Source organism: Salinibacterium sp. PAMC 21357, assembly GCF_000247645.1.
GTDB lineage: Bacteria > Actinomycetota > Actinomycetes > Actinomycetales > Microbacteriaceae > Rhodoglobus.
The window spans coordinates 970,567-986,199 of record NZ_AHWA01000004.1 but is presented as its reverse complement, the minus strand read 5'-3'; the positions used below and the strand labels follow the sequence as shown (position 1 = coordinate 986,199).

Sequence of the window (15,633 nt, the reverse complement as noted above, 5' to 3'; positions counted from 1 at the left end):
GGCATTGTCGAGCCTGAACTATCGAACGCCGCTGGTTCAGCTACTGGCTCCGCCAGCGGCCCGAGCGCTAAGGTTGCGCGCCATCGTTTCGAGCACGCTGACGGTGGTCTCGTATTGCTCGGAGGTCACGCCAGCGGTTGCTTTTTCGCGCTCGTTGGCGATCACGGCGGTGAGGCGTTCGACTACGGTGCGACCGCGAGCGGTGAGGTTGTAGAGAGCGCCATCGGTGGTGAGCCAGTCACTCTCAACGAGTTCAGTGAGAGATTCAAGCGAGGTTGTGTGCAAACCCTGCGTCGGCGGCAGTGTGCTGTTGGCGCGGTCAAGAAACGGTGCAATTTCAATGTCGAGAAGTTCGACACCGGCGGCACCTTTCGACAGCACATTGAGCAGTTGCCATTGTCGTCGGGTGATTCCGTGCTCTTCAAGGGTGGTGGCGAAGAGGTCGTCAATGGTTCGGTCGACGAGCTTCACCCAGTAACTGATGGGCTGTTGCGTGTCCATGACCTGACATTACTCCTCTTCGCCAGAACTAGTTCAGTACACGAAGCCGAGTTCTTCGGGGTAGTCGCCGAGTGCGGTGAGTTGGGTGGCGGCTGCCTGCAGGTGCGAGAGGGTGAGCCCTAGCGTGCGCGGCCCGAAGCTGATGCGGGCGACCCCTACTTCTGCGAGCGTTTTCAGCGGAACGTAACCTGCGCCACCAATTACGGAGATCGGCCCATTGATCTGGGCGATCGCTTGCGCGACCATCTGCTCATTGGCGAGCCCGAGAACGAAGATGCAATCGGCACCCGCAGCGAGGTAAGAGTTGGCGCGCGCGATCATGTCATCCCATTCGCCGCCACCGGCCAGTACGTCGACGCGGGCGTTAATGGCGATCGGTACTCCCGTAGCGTTGCCGGCCGCACGCACTGCGGCAACGCGAGCAGTCGCTTGGCTGATGTCGAAGAGGGGAGCTTTGGCTGGGCCCGCGCTGTCTTCGATGTTCAGCCCCGCTGCTCCGGCCGCGATCAAACGTTCGACGTTTGCTTGCACGCCCGCGGCATCCGCGGCGTAGCCCTTTTCGAAGTCGACCGAGACGGGGATCTCGACGGCGTTGCAGATGACGGATGCCGCCTCCAATGCCTGATCCACGGTAAGGCCTTCGCCGTCGGAGACTCCGTGCGCGAAGCTGATGGCATGGCTGGCGGTAGCGAGGGCGCGCACTCCTGGTGCTTCGGCAACGATCCGGGCGGTGATCGCATCCCACACGTTAGAAACAATGAGGGGATTTCCGGGCACGTGGAGGGAGCGGAGCAGTTCGGCACGGGCGGTCGGGAGAGTGGGGTTGATTTCTGTCATGAGCCAAGCATCCACTGCCCTGCTCACACGCACCAGTGGTTTTCGGGCCCCACCGACAAACTCTAAGTTAACGCCCGCTGGCGCGTCAGAGCTTTCATCGCCTTCAGCGGTGATCCCGACCTAGTCGATCACTGACTGCCTTGCCTTAACCGGCAGCATCAGTACAAGCCCCGCGAGCAGCACGATCACAATTCCGATGATGCCGAAGCGGGTGTCGCCCGTGAGCGTCACGAAGAGGGTGAATAGGCCGGGGGCCAAGAAGCTCACGGCGCGACCGGTTGTGGCATAGAGGCCGAAGATTTCTCCCTCGCGACCGACAGGGGTGATGCGGGCAAGGAAGCTGCGGCTTGCTGCCTGCACCGGCCCGACGAAGAGTGTCAGGAAGAGGCCTGCGATCCAGAACCCGGTCTGAGCATCGCCGACGAAGAGCACTGCGAGGCCCGCGAGGACGAGACCGATCAGTGAGCCGATGATCACGTTCTTGGCGCCGAGCTTGTCGTCGAGCCATCCGCCAATAAAGGTTCCAATGCCGGCAACAAGGTTCGCCGCCACGGCGAAATAGATGACCTCGCTGGGGCTGAACCCGAAGACCTGAGCTGCGATGATGGCACCGAACGTGAACACGGCGGCGAGACCGTCACGGAAGACAGCGCTCGCGAGCAAGAACATGAGCACTTGGGGGCTCTTCTTGGCCAGAGTTTTGATGGTGCCGAAGAGCTTGGCGTAGCTGGCAAAGAAGCTAACTCGGTTTTCGCGGGCGCCAGCGGGAATCTCGGGCACGGCGATCAGCACAGGGATCGCAAAAATCGCGAACCATGCGGCTGACGCGAGAATGGCGAAGCGCACATCGAGGGCGCCACCATCAGCACCAAACGGCACGTTCAGGAGACCGTTGCCTGTTTCGCTACCGAAATTCTGAATAAACAGCACGAGCAGGATGATCAGCAGCACGATGCCACCGATGTAGCCCATTCCCCAGCCGAAGCCCGAGACTCTACCCACGGTCTTGGGCGTCGAGACCTGTACGAGCATCGCGTTGTAGTTGACGCTCGCGAATTCGAAGAAGATGTTGCCGGCGGCAAGGAGGGCGGCCCCGAGGTAAATGTACGAGGGCACCGGTACGACGAAGAACATCGCAGCCATAGCGAGCACGACTAGCCCGGTATTGATGGCGAGCCACAGTTTGCGGCGACCAGAGCCATCCGATCGCTGTCCCAATATGGGTGCAAGAACAGCGACAAGCACCCCAGCGATGGTGAGCGCGCCCGAGATCACTGTCGTATTACTCGCCTTCGCGAGAACCAGCGCCGGGTTCTTGGTGTCGTCTCCAGCGGCAGCGAGAATTTCAGGATCGATGAATAATCCACTGGCGAGGTAGGTGCTGAAGACGAAGGTGGTGACGACGGCGTTGAACGCGGCCGAGCCCCAGTCCCACAGCGCCCAGGCACGAACCCGACTCTTGGGGATAGTCGTCTCCGCTATCAGTCCTTGCCCTACCGTGCCGATCGCCCGCGTATTCGCAACGCGAGGAACAGCAGGCTTCATGGGCACATCGTTGTCGGGTGTCTTGTCCGTCATGCGAACAGAGTAGCGGTGCGCGGGAAACAATCGCAGCAAAGGAAATAGTTGAGTCACTCCCACTCAACTTTCAGCTACGTAACTTGACTCTGGGCGATCACAAGCGCAAACTTGATACAACGCGACTCAAGTTCGCACACCCAAACGCTTAAAGGAGTAAGAGCACATGGCTCGAGCAGTAGGTATTGACCTCGGAACCACTAACTCAGTTGTTTCCGTTCTCGAAGGTGGAGAACCCACCGTCATCGCAAACGCCGAGGGAATGCGCACCACGCCCTCCGTCGTCGCATTCACCAAGGATGGCGAAGTCCTCGTTGGTGAAACCGCAAAGCGCCAGGCCGTCACCAACGTTGACCGCACCATCGCATCCGTCAAGCGCCACATTGGTACTGACTGGACCGTCGCCATCGACGACAAGAAGTACACCCCGCAGGAAATCTCCGCTCGCACGCTTGCCAAGCTCAAGCGCGACGCCGAACAGTACCTGGGTGAAGACGTCACTGACGCAGTAATCACCGTTCCCGCCTACTTCAACGACGCTGAGCGTCAAGCAACGAAGGAAGCCGGTGAGATCGCGGGCCTCAACGTTCTGCGCATCATCAACGAGCCCACCGCTGCAGCACTCGCATACGGCCTCGACAAGGGTAAAGAAGACGAACTCATTCTGGTCTTCGACCTCGGTGGCGGAACGTTCGACGTCTCGCTGCTCGAAGTAGGCAAAGACGACGACTTCTCCACCATTCAGGTCAAGTCGACCTCGGGTGACAACCGCCTCGGTGGTGACGACTGGGATGCCCGTGTCGTTGACTACCTGATCCAGCGCTTCAAGGACTCGACCGGTGTCGACGTCTCGGGAGACAAGATCGCTAAGCAGCGCCTCAAGGAAGCTGCCGAGCAGGCTAAGAAAGAACTCTCGTCGCAGATGTCGACGAGCATCCAGCTCCCGTACCTGTCGCTCACCGAGAACGGCCCTGCCAACCTCGACGAGAGCCTCTCGCGCGCCAAGTTCGAAGAACTGACCGCCGATCTGCTTCAGCGCGTAGCGAAGCCCTTCAACGACGTCATCAAGGAGGCAGGCGTGAAGCTTTCCGACGTGTCGCACGTTGTACTCGTGGGTGGATCGACTCGTATGCCCGCCGTTGTTGAGCTCGTCAAGAAGCTCACCGGTGGCAAGGAGCCCAACAAGGGCGTCAACCCTGATGAGGTCGTAGCCGTTGGCGCTGCACTCCAGGCTGGCGTGTTGAAGGGCGAGCGCAAGGACGTTCTGCTCATCGACGTCACCCCGTTGAGCCTCGGTATCGAGACCAAGGGCGGAATGATGACCAAGCTCATCGACCGCAACACGGCCATCCCCACCAAGCGAAGCGAGACCTTCACCACGGCGGATGACAACCAGCCTTCCGTGTCGATTCAGGTCTTCCAGGGTGAGCGTGAGTTCACTCGCGACAACAAGAACCTTGGAACGTTCGAGCTCACCGGTATCGCGCCGGCGCCTCGTGGCATCCCGCAGGTAGAAGTCACCTTCGACATCGACGCCAACGGCATCGTGCACGTGTCCGCCAAGGACAAGGGCACTGGCAAGGAGCAGTCGATGGTTATCACGGGCGGTTCAAGCCTCTCGAAGGACGACATCGAGCGCATGGTCCGCGAGGGCGAAGAGCACGCTGCAGAAGACAAGGCCCGCCGTGAGGCAGCTGAAGTTCGCAACAACGCCGAGCAGCTCGCGTACTCCACCGGAAAGCTCATCACCGACAACGCTGAGAAGCTGCCAGAAGACGTCAAGACCGAGGTCCAGGCCGACGTTGACGCGCTCAACTCGGCACTGGCCAGCGATGACGAAGAAGCGGTCAAGACTGCCTTCGACAAGCTGAGCGAAAGCCAGCAGAAGCTCGGCGAAGCAATCTACAAGCACCAGGAAGAAAACCCTGAGGCCGCTGCAGAAGGCGCCGAAGCTCCCGCCGGCGAGAACTCAGATGAAGACATCGTTGACGCCGAAGTCGTTGACGAAGACGAAGCTGACACGGACAAGAAGTAGATGGCTGACAAAAACAAGAACCGCGACGAAATCACGGCGAACCAGATGCTGGCGACGCCGGTGCTGCCGACTCGGCTGCTGCAGAGAACTCTGCGGCAGCCGAGGGGCAACCCGCTGACGGCACGGAAGCTGTCGACGAAACGGTCGACGCCCTGATCGATGACGAAGCGAGTGACGATGGTGAGGAGTCGGCGTTGAGCCCGGAAGATCAGAAGCTTCTCGATGACGCCAGCCGCGACCTCGTTGCCGAGATGCGCGATCAGATGTTGCGAGCTCAGGCTGAGCTGGTGAACTTCCGCACGCGCGTTGAGCGTGATCGGGTTGCCAACCGTGAAGCTGTCATCGCTGATGTGGTGCGCTCAATGCTGCCGGCCCTCGATGACCTCGATCGTGCTGACAAGCACGGCGATCTCGTCGAAGGAACGCCATTGGCTTTGGTGTCTCAGAAGATTAAGTCGAGTTTCGAGCGATTCGGTATGCGCAAGATTGGTGAGAAGGGTGAGCGTTTTGATCCTGCTTTCCACGAAGCCGTTGTGCACCTGAACGATCCGGAGGCAACCGAGAACACGATTGCTGACGTGATCGAGCCTGGCTACATTCTTGGTGAGCGCGTTGTGCGTGCCGCGAAGGTTGCTGTCTCTGGCCCCACTGAATAAGCCGGGGGTGGCGTGTAGTGGCTAGCCAAGATTGGTTCGATAAGGACTTCTACAAGGTGCTCGGGGTATCGAAAGATATCTCGGCCCCTGAACTAAAAAAGACCTATCGTAAACTCGCGCGCCAGTTTCATCCGGACTCCAATCCGGATAATCCGAAAGCCGAGTCGCGCTTCAAAGAAATTAGTGAAGCGCACTCGGTGCTTTCCGATCCTGAACAGCGTAAAGAATACGATCAGGTTCGAGCTATGGGTTCCGGTGCTCGCTTTCAAGCGGGCGGCCAAGGCGGTCAAGCTGGCGGCTTCGAGGATGTCTTCGGTGGCATGTTCGGTGGCGGAGCTGGCGGCGGTGCTGGTCAGCGCTACGGCGGCGGGCAGCAGGGTGCCAGCTTTGAGGACCTCCTCGGTGGCATGTTCGGTGGCCAGGCTGGTCCTGGCGGCGGTCCCGGTTTTCGTGGGGGCCCCGCGAAGGGCCGCGACTTAGCCGCGAACACCACGCTTGATTTCGTTACCGCGATCAATGGCGAAACGATCAAACTGCAGCCGGCCGGCGGTCGTCCGATGAACGTCAAGATTCCTGCAGGAGTCAGCGACGGGCAAAAGATCCGTCTCAAGGCTAAAGGGGAGCCGAGTCCGAACGGCGGGGAAGCCGGAGATCTGGTTTTGACGGTAACGGTTCGCAAGCATCCGGTATTTGAGCGTGACGGCATTAACTTGCGCGTTCTTGTTCCGGTGACCTTTGCCGAGGCTGTACTCGGCGCCACTATTGAGGTTCCCACCTTAAATGGTGCGCCGGTGAAGCTGAAGGTTGCCGCCGGAACTCCCAGCGGGCGCGTGTTGCGCGTCAAAGGCCGCGGCGTTGCCACGACAAAAGCGACCGGAGATCTGCTCGCCGAAGTTCAAGTGGCAGTGCCGAGCCATATCCCTGACTCCGCCCGTGAGCACCTTGAAGCGTTTACGTCAGCAATGCCCGCGGAAAACCCGCGGGATGACCTGATGGCTAAAGCCAGGAGGTAGCACCAATGGATGAGTCCACGCCCGCTTTTGCTATTGCCGTCGCGGCAGAGCTGGCGGGCATGCATCCGCAGACGCTGCGACAGTACGACCGTCTGGGTCTCGTGTCTCCCACGAGAACCAGCGGTCGGTCGCGGCGCTATTCCATGCGCGATGTGATGCAGTTGCGAGAGATTGCCGCGCTCGGCGCTGAAGGCCTCAACCTTGAAGGCATCAAACGCATTCTCGATCTTGAAAATCGGGTGGCCGAGTTGAGTTCGCGAGTGCATGAGCTAGAGGCTGCGCTGGCGGATGAACTGCTCGCCAAGCCCGGCCGACGGGTATTTGCGGCCGGTGCCGCCGGCGAAGTTATCTCGCTGAGAGCCGGAACTAGAGGCGAACGCACCGACCAGGTCGTGTTGTGGCGCCCCTTCACTAAACGCGACAACCAACTGCCCCGCTGATGTCACTAGTGCGATGATTCCCGCTGAAGCGCCTCCCCTGACCAGCTCCGCCGTTCTGCGGCAGCGCTGGAGCGAAGTCACGTTTCTGCACTGGAAAGTCGATCCCGCTATCGTCGCTCCGCACCTGCCTGCCGGGTGCCGTCCTGACACGATCGACGGCAGCACGTGGGTCGGACTCATCGCGTTTCAGATGTCGCAAAGTTCCTTTTTTGGTGGGCCAAGCATCCCGTGGCTCGGTGATTTTCCCGAGGTCAACGTGCGGCTGTATTCGATCGATGCTGACGGTCGCCGAGGTGTGGTTTTTCTCTCGCTCGAGGCCTCGCACTTGATTCCGGTGCTCACCGCGCGCGCCGCGTTTGGCTTGCCCTACCAGTGGGCATCGATGAAGATCGGGCAGCGTGACGGGCAGATCGCTTATAAAACTCGACGGTACGGTCGACCGGATGCCGCGTCCCACATCATTGTGCGACCGATCGACGATCGGGCCGCCAGTGTTGCGCTCGCGGCTGACCCTCTTGCGCGGTTTTTGACGGCGCGCTGGGGTTTTCACGAGACTCACGGTGGACGCACGATCTACTGTCGCAATCTCCACGAGCCGTGGCCGCTGCAGCCTGCTGAAGTGGTCCACCTACAGGATGGGCTGCTCGCGGCGGCCGGTTTTGAGGGGCTGGCGGATCGTGCGCCGGACTCGGTGATGTACGCGAGCGCGGTGACTACGGTGTTTGCGGCGGCACAGCAGCCACTGCGCGTTCGTTCGTTTCAGGCACGCCCGGTCTGGACTTCAGAGGGTTCGTCCTAATCATTTGGCGAATTATTGTGCAATTGCATAAACAATTTTGGCCAATATGGTCTCATCAGCACAAATGAGCATTGCCTCTTCGTGCAGACAGGGACATGATGAGTAACCACAACGTCATCTATGCAACACACGATGGAAACGATGGGGTTGGAGAATGAACGAACGGGGATAGTTCCCGTTCGCGCGTCATTCTCTCAGCTCATCGCTGAAGGCAACGACGCCGATAACGCAGGAGGCACCATGACGACAGTTCGCGCAGCAATCACTCAGACCACTTGGACAGGCGACAAGGAGTCGATGATTCAGAAGCACGAGCAGTTCGCTCGTGATGCTAAGGATCAAGGCGCCCAGATCATCTGCTTCCAGGAGCTTTTTTACGGCCCTTACTTCGGAATCACTCAAGACAAGAAGTATTACCGCTACGCCGAGCCCGTTGATGGCCCGATCGTTAAGCGTTTTCAGGCGCTCGCTAAAGAGCTCGACATGGTCATGATTCTGCCGATCTACGAAGAAGCAATGACGGGTGTTTACTACAACACCGCCGTCGTTGTCGATTCGGATGGCACGAACCTCGGTTCATACCGCAAGCATCACATTCCTCACCTCGACAAGTTCTGGGAGAAGTTCTACTTCACCCCCGGCAACCTCGGGTTCCCGATGTTCAACACCGCCGTCGGCAAGGTTGGCGTTCACATTTGTTACGACCGCCACTTCCCTGAGGGATGGCGCGAGCTCGGCCTCAACGGTGCAGAAATTGTCTTCAACCCCAACGCTACGAAGCCCGGGCTCTCCAACCGCCTGTGGGAGGTTGAAGGCCCCGCAGCAGCAGTGGCCAATGGCTACTTCGTGCTTCAGCCCAACCGTGTCGGCCTCGAAGACAACGAGTACGGCGACGAAGCCGTTGACTTCTACGGCACCAGCCAGGTCATCGACCCCCGCGGAAACTTCGTCGGCGAGCGTGGCTCGGGCACCGACGAAGAGATCATGATTCGCGACCTCGACATGGACCTCGTGCAGGAGATGCGCGACGACTGGCAGTTCTACCGCGACCGTCGCCCCGACGCCTACCTGTCGATCCCTAAGTAAGCAACAACGTCAGCCCCAGGCTGTCTTGGCGCCTGGGGAACAGTAGGCACACGACATCGCAGAGGAGCGAATCATGGCCACCACTCTCATTTCCGGCGGAACAGTTGTCAGCTCAACGGGGCGCGCCCCCGCTGACGTACTGATCGACGGCGAAGTAATCAAGGCTGTGCTGTCACCCGGCAGCACGCTTTTTGGAACCGACATTGCGGCATCCGTCGACAAGGTCATTGATGCCACGGGAAAGTACGTCATTCCTGGTGGCATCGACGCCCACACGCACATGGAGCTGCCCTTCGGCGGCACCGCGGCAATCGACACCTTCGAGACGGGCACTCGCGCTGCGGCGTGGGGCGGCACGACCTCGATCATCGACTTCGCAGTGCAGACTTTTGGCGAGCGCATCCAAGATTCACTCGCTGCATGGCACGGCAAAGCCTCGGGCAACTGCGCGATCGACTACGGCTTTCACCAGATTGTTGGCGACGTCACTCCGGAGTCGCTGAAGGCGATGGAGAAGCTGCCAGACGAGGGCATCACAAGCTTCAAGATGTTCATGGCGTATCCGGGCGTTTTCTACTCGGATGACGCACAGATCCTCAAGGCAATGCAGGTCTCTCGCGACACCGGCTTGATGACGATGATGCACGCCGAGAACGGCCCGGTCATCGACGTCCTTGCCGAGCAGCTCGTGGAGCAGGGCAAGACCGACCCGTACTATCACGGTGTTGCTCGTGCCTGGGAGATGGAAGAGGAAGCCACTCACCGAGCAATCATGCTCGCGAAGCTCACCGGCGCCCCGCTCTACATCGTTCACGTCAGTGCGAAGCAAGCGGTCGAACAGATCGCCACCGCTCGTGACCGTGGTCAGAATGTCTTCGCTGAGACGTGCCCGCAGTACCTCTACTTGAGCCTCGAAGAACAGCTCGGCGCGCAGAGTGAGCAGTACGGTCACTTCGAAGGCGCCAAGTGGGTGTGCTCGACTCCGCTTCGTTCGCGCGAAGAGGGTCATCAGGATGCCATGTGGCAGTCGCTGCGCACCAACGATGTGCAGATGGTCTCCACCGACCACTGCCCGTTCTGCATGAAGGACCAAAAAGAGTTGGGCCTTGCGGACTTCCGCAAGATCCCCAACGGCATGGGAACCGTCGAACACCGCATGGACCTCATGTATCAAGGTGTTGTCACCGGCGAGCTCACGCTCGAGCGATGGGTTGAACTGACGAGCACCACCCCCGCTCGTATGTTCGGTATCTACGGACGCAAGGGTGTCATCCAGCCCGGAGCCGACGCCGACATCGTCATCTACGACCCGCAGGGCCACACGTCGATCGGTATGCCGATTGACGATAACGGCAACCCCACCGGCAAGAAGCACCACATGAACATGGACCACGCTGCCTGGGAAGGCTTCGAGATCGACGGTCATGTTGACACCGTCATCTCGCGCGGCAAGGTCATTGTCGATGGCGATCAATATCTCGGAACGAAGGGCGATGGCCGCTTCATGAAGCGCGGCCTCACTCAGTACCTGACCTAACCGGTTCCGCTGCGGCATCCGCTGGCTAACCTCCAGCGGACGCCGCACTTTCCCGACCTTCCACCACGAATGAGGAGCCCCATGGACTTCGGAGCAGTACTTCAGACCAACCCGCCGTCAGCACGAACCGTTCAACTCGCGAAGCTCGCGGAGGCGCACGGCTTCACCTACGTCTGGACCTTCGATTCGCACATCCTGTGGCAAGAGCCCTATGTGATCTACAGCCAGATCTTGGCCGAGACCCGCAAGGTAATCGTCGGACCGATGGTGACCAACCCGGCCACCCGTGATTGGACGGTCACGGCCTCCACGTACGCCACCCTCAACGAGATGTACGGCAACCGCACCGTTTGTGGCATTGGCCGCGGCGACTCGGCGGTGCGCGTGACTAACGGCAAGCCCACGACGTTGAAGGATCTGCGGGAGTCGATTCACGTCATCCGCGAACTCGCGAACTCGCGTTCGGTCGAATATGGCGGAGCACAGTTGCAGTTGCCGTGGAGCAAAGGCTCAGAGCTTGAGATGTGGGTTGCGGCCTACGGCCCGCTGGCCCTCAAGCTCACCGGTGAAGTCGGAGATGGCTTCATCCTGCAGCTCGCTGACCTCGACATTGCTGCCTGGATGATCAAGAAGGTGCGCGACGCTGCTGAGGCTGTCGGGCGAGACCCGATGTCGATCAAGTTCTGTGTCGCAGCGCCGATGTACATCGGTGACGACATCGAGCACATGCGCGACCAGTGCCGCTGGTTCGGCGGAATGGTGGGAAACCACGTCGCCGACATCGTCAAGAAGTACGGCTCTGATGGAGACGTACCGAAGGCCCTCACCGACTACATCGAGAAGCGCGAAGGCTACGACTACAACCAGCACGGCCAAGCGGGCAACACGCACGCGGCCTTTGTGCCCGACGAGATCGTCGACCGGTTCTGCATCATGGGAACCGCTGAGCAGCACATCGAGAAGCTCGAAAAACTGCGCGAGCTTGGTGTCGATCAGTTCGCCGGCTACCTGCAGCACGACAACAAAGAAGAGACCATGCGGGTCTACGGCGAGACGGTAATCCCGGCTCTCACCGAAACCGTGACGGCGAAGGCCTAAGCACATGACGGCAACCCGAAACGATAAGCGTGGGGAGGTTGCCGTCCGCCTCGAGAAACCGTCGGGCGCGGTCGCCAACCCGGCTCGCTCTCGGCTACTGGCCGGTTTCCTCTGGGGAATCGCCGGGGTCGTTTCGATCGCGCTGCTCTGGGAGGGCTACAAGTTCTTCGGTCCAGACAACGGCGTGCTCATCGGCGAACTTCGAGTACTTCCGCGAACCACCGACCTGGCCATGCCTCACCTGTGGGACATGATGGTGCGACTTGCCGAGCCCGTAACGCGAGCCGACGGTGCGCTTCCACTCTGGGCTGTCGTAGCCCTTGCGGCACTCCTCACTCTCGGCATCGCCGCGGCAGGGTGGGCCGTTGGAGTCGTCGTTGGAGTCGGCTTTGCTCTGCTCATGCAGCGCTGGCGACTGGCCGAATTCGGCCTGCTGCCGTGGATCGTGATCAGCCAAACCGTTCCCCTCATTGCCTTTGCGCCTGTCGTGAAGAGTTGGGGATCACGCGTCGAGATCGGCAGCTTTGAATGGCAAGACTGGATGTCGGTCGCGCTCATCGCGAGCTACCTCGCGTTCTTCCCGATCACCGTTGGTGCGCTCAAAGGGTTGCAGTCTCCTGACCGCATCCACGTGGAACTCTTCGAGACCTATGCCTCCGGCTATTGGTCGACGCTCAAAAAACTGCGCTTTCCCGCTGCGGTGCCGTACCTCTTGCCGGCCCTGCGACTCGGAGCCGCGAATGCGGTCATCGGCGCGGTTGTTGCTGAAGTATCGACCGGGCTTCAAGGTGGCATCGGTCGCCTGCTCATCCAATTTGCCGGCCAAGCATCCGGTGACCCTGAGAAAGCGTGGGGACCCATCTTCGGCGCCATCATTCTCGGACTGGTCGCGGCCGGTTCGGTGGCATTGCTCGGCATCATTCTCAAGGACTACCGACGAACAGAGGAGGCCGCATGAGCGACCAGATCCTAAACAGCGCAGCACTAACTGAGGCGCAACGGACAGCAGGCGATATGGATGCTGCGGCAGTGTCGGTGCGCGGAGTCAACAAGCAGTTTCAGACCGCGACCGGTGTGGTCCACGCCCTCGAAGCAATCGATCTCACGGTCTCGGCTGGGGAATTCGTCTCCCTGATCGGCCCATCGGGCTGTGGCAAGTCAACACTCATGAGACTCATCGCTGACCTCGATGACCCGACTTCTGGCGAGCTAACCGTGTTCGGCAAGACCACAACCCAGGCGCGACTCGACCAGGATTACGGCATCGCGTTCCAACAGGCCGGTTTGCTGCCGTGGCGAACGGTGGCGGCGAACGTTGCGCTTCCGCTCGAATTGCACGGTGTGGCATCCGCAGCTCGTCGCGCTCGCGTCGCCGACCTGCTCGACATGGTTGGTCTCACAGAATTCGCCGACCGGTTTCCCGACCAGCTCTCGGGCGGAATGCAGCAGCGGGTAGCCATTGCGCGATCGTTGGCCGAACAGCCGCGACTGTTGCTGATGGATGAGCCGTTCGGTGCGCTCGACGAAATGACTCGCGAGAAGATGCAAACCGATCTCGTGCGCATTGCCGCCGACACCGGAGCTGCTGTTGTGTTCGTGACGCACTCGATTCCCGAAGCCGTGTTCCTCTCCGACCGCGTCGTCGTCATGTCGCCTCGCCCTGGCCGAATTAGCCAGATCGTGCCCATGCGACTGAATGCAGTTGCTGGTCGCGAGGACCGCTCCGATAACTTGCGTGAAGAGTCATCCTTCTTCGAAATGGTCACAGAAGTACGCGAAGCGCTGCACGGCGGAGCAGCGGATGGCACCGCAGACGAACCGCGCGGGGCGCGGGGAGTGGACACCCGATGACAGCCACATCAGCAAACGCCATCGTCAACGGCCGGTCAGGAACGGGGGCACGTCGGAGCAAAGGGTGGAGTCCCAGAACAGAATCGACGCTGCGCATTGTGGCACCGATCTCGTTCGGGCTGCTCGTTCTCGGCATCTGGCAACTGCTCGTCACCGTTGGCGGGGTCGATGATTACCTGCTGCCAAGCCCCACCTCCATCGTGGCCGAACTTGTCGAGTTCTGGCCTGCGGTCGTCTCGGCGACAGTGCTCACCGGAACCAACAGCCTGCTCGGGCTGCTCGTCGGTTCGCTGGTCGGCATCGTGCTCGCAGCGATTGCAGCCCGGTGGCGAATCGCCGATCAGATGAGTGCCCCCATCGTTGCAGCCCTCGCCGTTGTGCCCATCGTTGCTCTCGCTCCCGTGCTCAACTCGATGTTCGGGGCCGACAGCCAGTTCGGTCGTCAAGCCATTGCCGCGATCGCCTCGTTCGTGCCGATCTTCATCAACACGCTGCGCGGCTTTCGCCAAACTAAGCCGGTGCACCGTGACCTCATGAAGGCCTATGCGGCGAACTCGGGGCAGATGTTGCGCTCGCTCACACTGCCAACCGCGCGCCCGTTCATCCTGACCGGCATTCGCATCGCCTCATCGCTTGCCGTAATTTCGGCCCTTGTTGCCGAATACTTCGGCGGACCGCGCGGAGGTCTCGGTAGCTTGATCGCGACCTCGGCCGCTTCGAGTGCCTACTCCCGAGCCTGGGCCTATGTGGGGGCATCCATTGCTCTCGGCCTGCTCTTCTATCTTGCGACGCTCGCACTAGAACGACTCGTGCTGCGGCGTGTTCCGACGGGAGGTTCTCGATAACAACAAGCTCCACCAGCTCTACCAGCAGTATCCACTTGCACCGTGAATCTGGAAGGTCTGACATGAAGTTCACCAAACGCCGCACCCTTGCGGCCGGAGCGTTTGCCGTAACGGCAGCGGTTCTCCTCGCAGCATGCTCCACGGGCGATGGGGGTGACAGCGGTTCCTCGGAATCCGCTGACGGCCTCACCGAAGTGAAGCTCCAGCTCCAATGCTCCCACAGGGACAGTTCGCCGGTTACTTTGCCGCAGCCGATCAGGGCTTCTTTGAAGAAGAGGGCCTTGACGTAGAGATCATCCCGTCGGGCGGCGACATCGTTCCGCAAGACGCTCTCGCCAACGGCGACGTCGACTATGCCGTTGCCTGGGTTCCGAAGGTTCTCGGCTCGATTGAGCAGGGCGCTAACCTCACCAACATCGCGCAGATTTTCCAAACGTCGGGCACGCTTCAGGTCTCGTGGGCCGACTCGGGGATTGACTCGGTCGCCGACTTCGAGGGCAAGAAGATCGGTTCCTGGGGCTTCGGAAACGAGTGGGAAATCTTCGCGGCCATGGCTGCTGAAGGACTCGACTCGTCGACTGTGCAGATCATCACGCAGGACTTCAACATGAACGCCTTCTTGCAGGGCGACATCGATGCAGCTCAGGCGATGACCTACAACGAGTACGCTCAGCTACTTGAGTCGACCGATCCAGACACTGGTGAGCTGTACCAGCCTGAAGACTTTAACGTCATCAGCTACGAAGACACGGTTGGCGCGATGCTCCAGGACGCAATCTGGGCCGACACTGAGCGTCTTGACAGCGACGAGGATTACCAGGACACCACGGTTGCCTTCCTCAAGGCTGTCGTCAAGGGCTGGATCTACTCGGCTGAGAACCCCGAGTCTGCTGCCGAGGGTACTGTTGCTGCCGGTTCCGGTTGGGGCCCCAGCCACGAACTGTGGATGGTCAACGAAACCAACAAGCTGATCTGGCCGGCCGACAACGGCATCGGTGTTATCGACGAAGCCGCCTGGGACCGCACGGTTGAGGGTGCCATCAGCGCTGTCAACGAAACAGGCGCGAGCCCCATCACCGAGGCACCGCCGGCAGCCGCCTGGTCGAACGACTGGATCATGAAGGCACTCGAAGAACTCGAGGCAGACGGTGTCGACACCACCGGTGCCGACTTTAGCCCGATCGACGTCACCCTCCTTGAGGGCGGCAACTAGTCGCACTGAATAATCGTTAGTCGGATGCCGCCCTTACGCTCGTGAGGGCGGCATTCGTTTTCTTGCGCCACGAGTTTCACTCGCAGCACGCGTTTCACGTCGGCACCGCGTCACGTGCAGCACCACTTTCGCTCGCAGTACCCG

The 15,633-nt window shown here is 60.4% G+C and carries 16 protein-coding genes; 13 read left to right on the top strand and 3 right to left on the bottom strand.

Annotated features, from left to right (window positions below; translation table 11 throughout):
- Nucleotides 1-36: 36 nt before the first annotated feature.
- The 3 genes from ON14_RS08070 to ON14_RS08060 form a co-directional block, all read right to left on the bottom strand.
- Nucleotides 37-501: a hypothetical protein gene (locus ON14_RS08070; RefSeq protein WP_010204390.1), complete on the bottom strand. Its 465-nt coding sequence runs from the start codon at nt 499-501 to the stop codon at nt 37-39.
- A 33-nt stretch (nt 502-534) separates the two neighbouring features.
- Nucleotides 535-1,338 (bottom strand): isocitrate lyase/PEP mutase family protein, encoded by an 804-nt coding sequence (locus ON14_RS08065; RefSeq protein ID WP_039742331.1) that lies wholly within the window; start codon nt 1,336-1,338, stop codon nt 535-537.
- Nucleotides 1,339-1,458: 120 nt separating this feature from the next.
- Complete coding sequence (locus tag ON14_RS08060; protein ID WP_141629970.1) at nt 1,459-2,916, bottom strand: MFS transporter; 1,458 nt, start codon at nt 2,914-2,916, stop codon at nt 1,459-1,461.
- A 166-nt stretch (nt 2,917-3,082) separates the two neighbouring features.
- Between ON14_RS08060 and dnaK the strand changes: the two genes are divergently transcribed.
- From dnaK to ON14_RS08000, 13 genes are all read left to right on the top strand, one after another.
- Nucleotides 3,083-4,951 (top strand): molecular chaperone DnaK, encoded by a 1,869-nt coding sequence (gene dnaK / locus ON14_RS08055; RefSeq protein WP_010204386.1) that lies wholly within the window; start codon nt 3,083-3,085, stop codon nt 4,949-4,951.
- Nucleotides 4,952-5,107 carry a hypothetical protein gene (locus ON14_RS15835; RefSeq protein ID WP_158000080.1) on the top strand — a complete coding sequence of 52 codons (156 nt, stop codon included), beginning with the start codon at nt 4,952-4,954 and terminating at the stop codon, nt 5,105-5,107.
- Between the two features lie 38 nt (nt 5,108-5,145).
- Nucleotides 5,146-5,607: a nucleotide exchange factor GrpE gene (locus ON14_RS08050; RefSeq protein WP_010204385.1), complete on the top strand. Its 462-nt coding sequence runs from the start codon at nt 5,146-5,148 to the stop codon at nt 5,605-5,607.
- A gap of 17 nt (nt 5,608-5,624) precedes the next feature.
- Nucleotides 5,625-6,620 (top strand): DnaJ C-terminal domain-containing protein, encoded by a 996-nt coding sequence (locus tag ON14_RS08045; protein ID WP_010204384.1) that lies wholly within the window; start codon nt 5,625-5,627, stop codon nt 6,618-6,620.
- 5 nt (nt 6,621-6,625) lie between these two features.
- Complete coding sequence (locus ON14_RS08040; protein WP_010204383.1) at nt 6,626-7,060, top strand: heat shock protein transcriptional repressor HspR; 435 nt, start codon at nt 6,626-6,628, stop codon at nt 7,058-7,060.
- Nucleotides 7,061-7,073: 13 nt separating this feature from the next.
- The gene (locus ON14_RS08035; RefSeq protein ID WP_010204382.1) at nt 7,074-7,859 is read left to right on the top strand and encodes a YqjF family protein; all 786 of its coding nucleotides are present in this window, start codon (nt 7,074-7,076) and stop codon (nt 7,857-7,859) included.
- 240 nt (nt 7,860-8,099) lie between these two features.
- Entirely contained in the window at nt 8,100-8,945 is an 846-nt protein-coding gene (locus ON14_RS08030; protein WP_010204381.1) for a nitrilase-related carbon-nitrogen hydrolase, read from the top strand.
- A gap of 73 nt (nt 8,946-9,018) precedes the next feature.
- Nucleotides 9,019-10,482 (top strand): dihydropyrimidinase, encoded by a 1,464-nt coding sequence (gene hydA / locus ON14_RS08025; RefSeq protein ID WP_010204380.1) that lies wholly within the window; start codon nt 9,019-9,021, stop codon nt 10,480-10,482.
- Nucleotides 10,483-10,563: 81 nt separating this feature from the next.
- Nucleotides 10,564-11,580 carry a TIGR03842 family LLM class F420-dependent oxidoreductase gene (locus ON14_RS08020; RefSeq protein ID WP_010204378.1) on the top strand — a complete coding sequence of 339 codons (1,017 nt, stop codon included), beginning with the start codon at nt 10,564-10,566 and terminating at the stop codon, nt 11,578-11,580.
- Between the two features lie 4 nt (nt 11,581-11,584).
- Nucleotides 11,585-12,538, top strand: a complete 954-nt coding sequence (locus ON14_RS08015) for an ABC transporter permease (protein ID WP_010204377.1) — start codon at nt 11,585-11,587, stop codon at nt 12,536-12,538.
- Nucleotides 12,535-13,431 carry an ABC transporter ATP-binding protein gene (locus ON14_RS08010; RefSeq protein ID WP_010204375.1) on the top strand — a complete coding sequence of 299 codons (897 nt, stop codon included), beginning with the start codon at nt 12,535-12,537 and terminating at the stop codon, nt 13,429-13,431. The genes ON14_RS08015 and ON14_RS08010 overlap by 4 nt, the downstream gene beginning before the upstream one ends.
- Nucleotides 13,428-14,276, top strand: coding sequence for an ABC transporter permease (locus tag ON14_RS08005; RefSeq protein WP_010204373.1), 849 nt, complete (start codon nt 13,428-13,430; stop codon nt 14,274-14,276). Before ON14_RS08010 ends, ON14_RS08005 begins: the two co-directional genes overlap by 4 nt.
- Nucleotides 14,277-14,487: 211 nt before the next feature.
- On the top strand, nt 14,488-15,489 hold the full coding sequence (locus ON14_RS08000; RefSeq protein WP_010204372.1) for an ABC transporter substrate-binding protein: 1,002 nt from the start codon (nt 14,488-14,490) through the stop codon (nt 15,487-15,489).
- Nucleotides 15,490-15,633: the final 144 nt, after the last annotated feature.

Coding starts and splice junctions, on each gene's coding strand:
- ON14_RS15835 (WP_158000080.1), top strand. CDS start 4,952: ATGGCTGACAAAAACAAGAACCGCGACGAAATCACGGCGAACCAGATG.
- ON14_RS08070 (WP_010204390.1), bottom strand. CDS start 501: ATGGACACGCAACAGCCCATCAGTTACTGGGTGAAGCTCGTCGACCGA.
- ON14_RS08040 (WP_010204383.1), top strand. CDS start 6,626: ATGGATGAGTCCACGCCCGCTTTTGCTATTGCCGTCGCGGCAGAGCTG.
- ON14_RS08000 (WP_010204372.1), top strand. CDS start 14,488: ATGCTCCCACAGGGACAGTTCGCCGGTTACTTTGCCGCAGCCGATCAG.
- ON14_RS08060 (WP_141629970.1), bottom strand. CDS start 2,916: ATGACGGACAAGACACCCGACAACGATGTGCCCATGAAGCCTGCTGTT.
- ON14_RS08005 (WP_010204373.1), top strand. CDS start 13,428: ATGACAGCCACATCAGCAAACGCCATCGTCAACGGCCGGTCAGGAACG.
- ON14_RS08020 (WP_010204378.1), top strand. CDS start 10,564: ATGGACTTCGGAGCAGTACTTCAGACCAACCCGCCGTCAGCACGAACC.
- ON14_RS08010 (WP_010204375.1), top strand. CDS start 12,535: ATGAGCGACCAGATCCTAAACAGCGCAGCACTAACTGAGGCGCAACGG.
- ON14_RS08015 (WP_010204377.1), top strand. CDS start 11,585: ATGACGGCAACCCGAAACGATAAGCGTGGGGAGGTTGCCGTCCGCCTC.
- hydA (WP_010204380.1), top strand. CDS start 9,019: ATGGCCACCACTCTCATTTCCGGCGGAACAGTTGTCAGCTCAACGGGG.
- ON14_RS08035 (WP_010204382.1), top strand. CDS start 7,074: ATGATTCCCGCTGAAGCGCCTCCCCTGACCAGCTCCGCCGTTCTGCGG.
- ON14_RS08065 (WP_039742331.1), bottom strand. CDS start 1,338: ATGACAGAAATCAACCCCACTCTCCCGACCGCCCGTGCCGAACTGCTC.
- dnaK (WP_010204386.1), top strand. CDS start 3,083: ATGGCTCGAGCAGTAGGTATTGACCTCGGAACCACTAACTCAGTTGTT.
- ON14_RS08030 (WP_010204381.1), top strand. CDS start 8,100: ATGACGACAGTTCGCGCAGCAATCACTCAGACCACTTGGACAGGCGAC.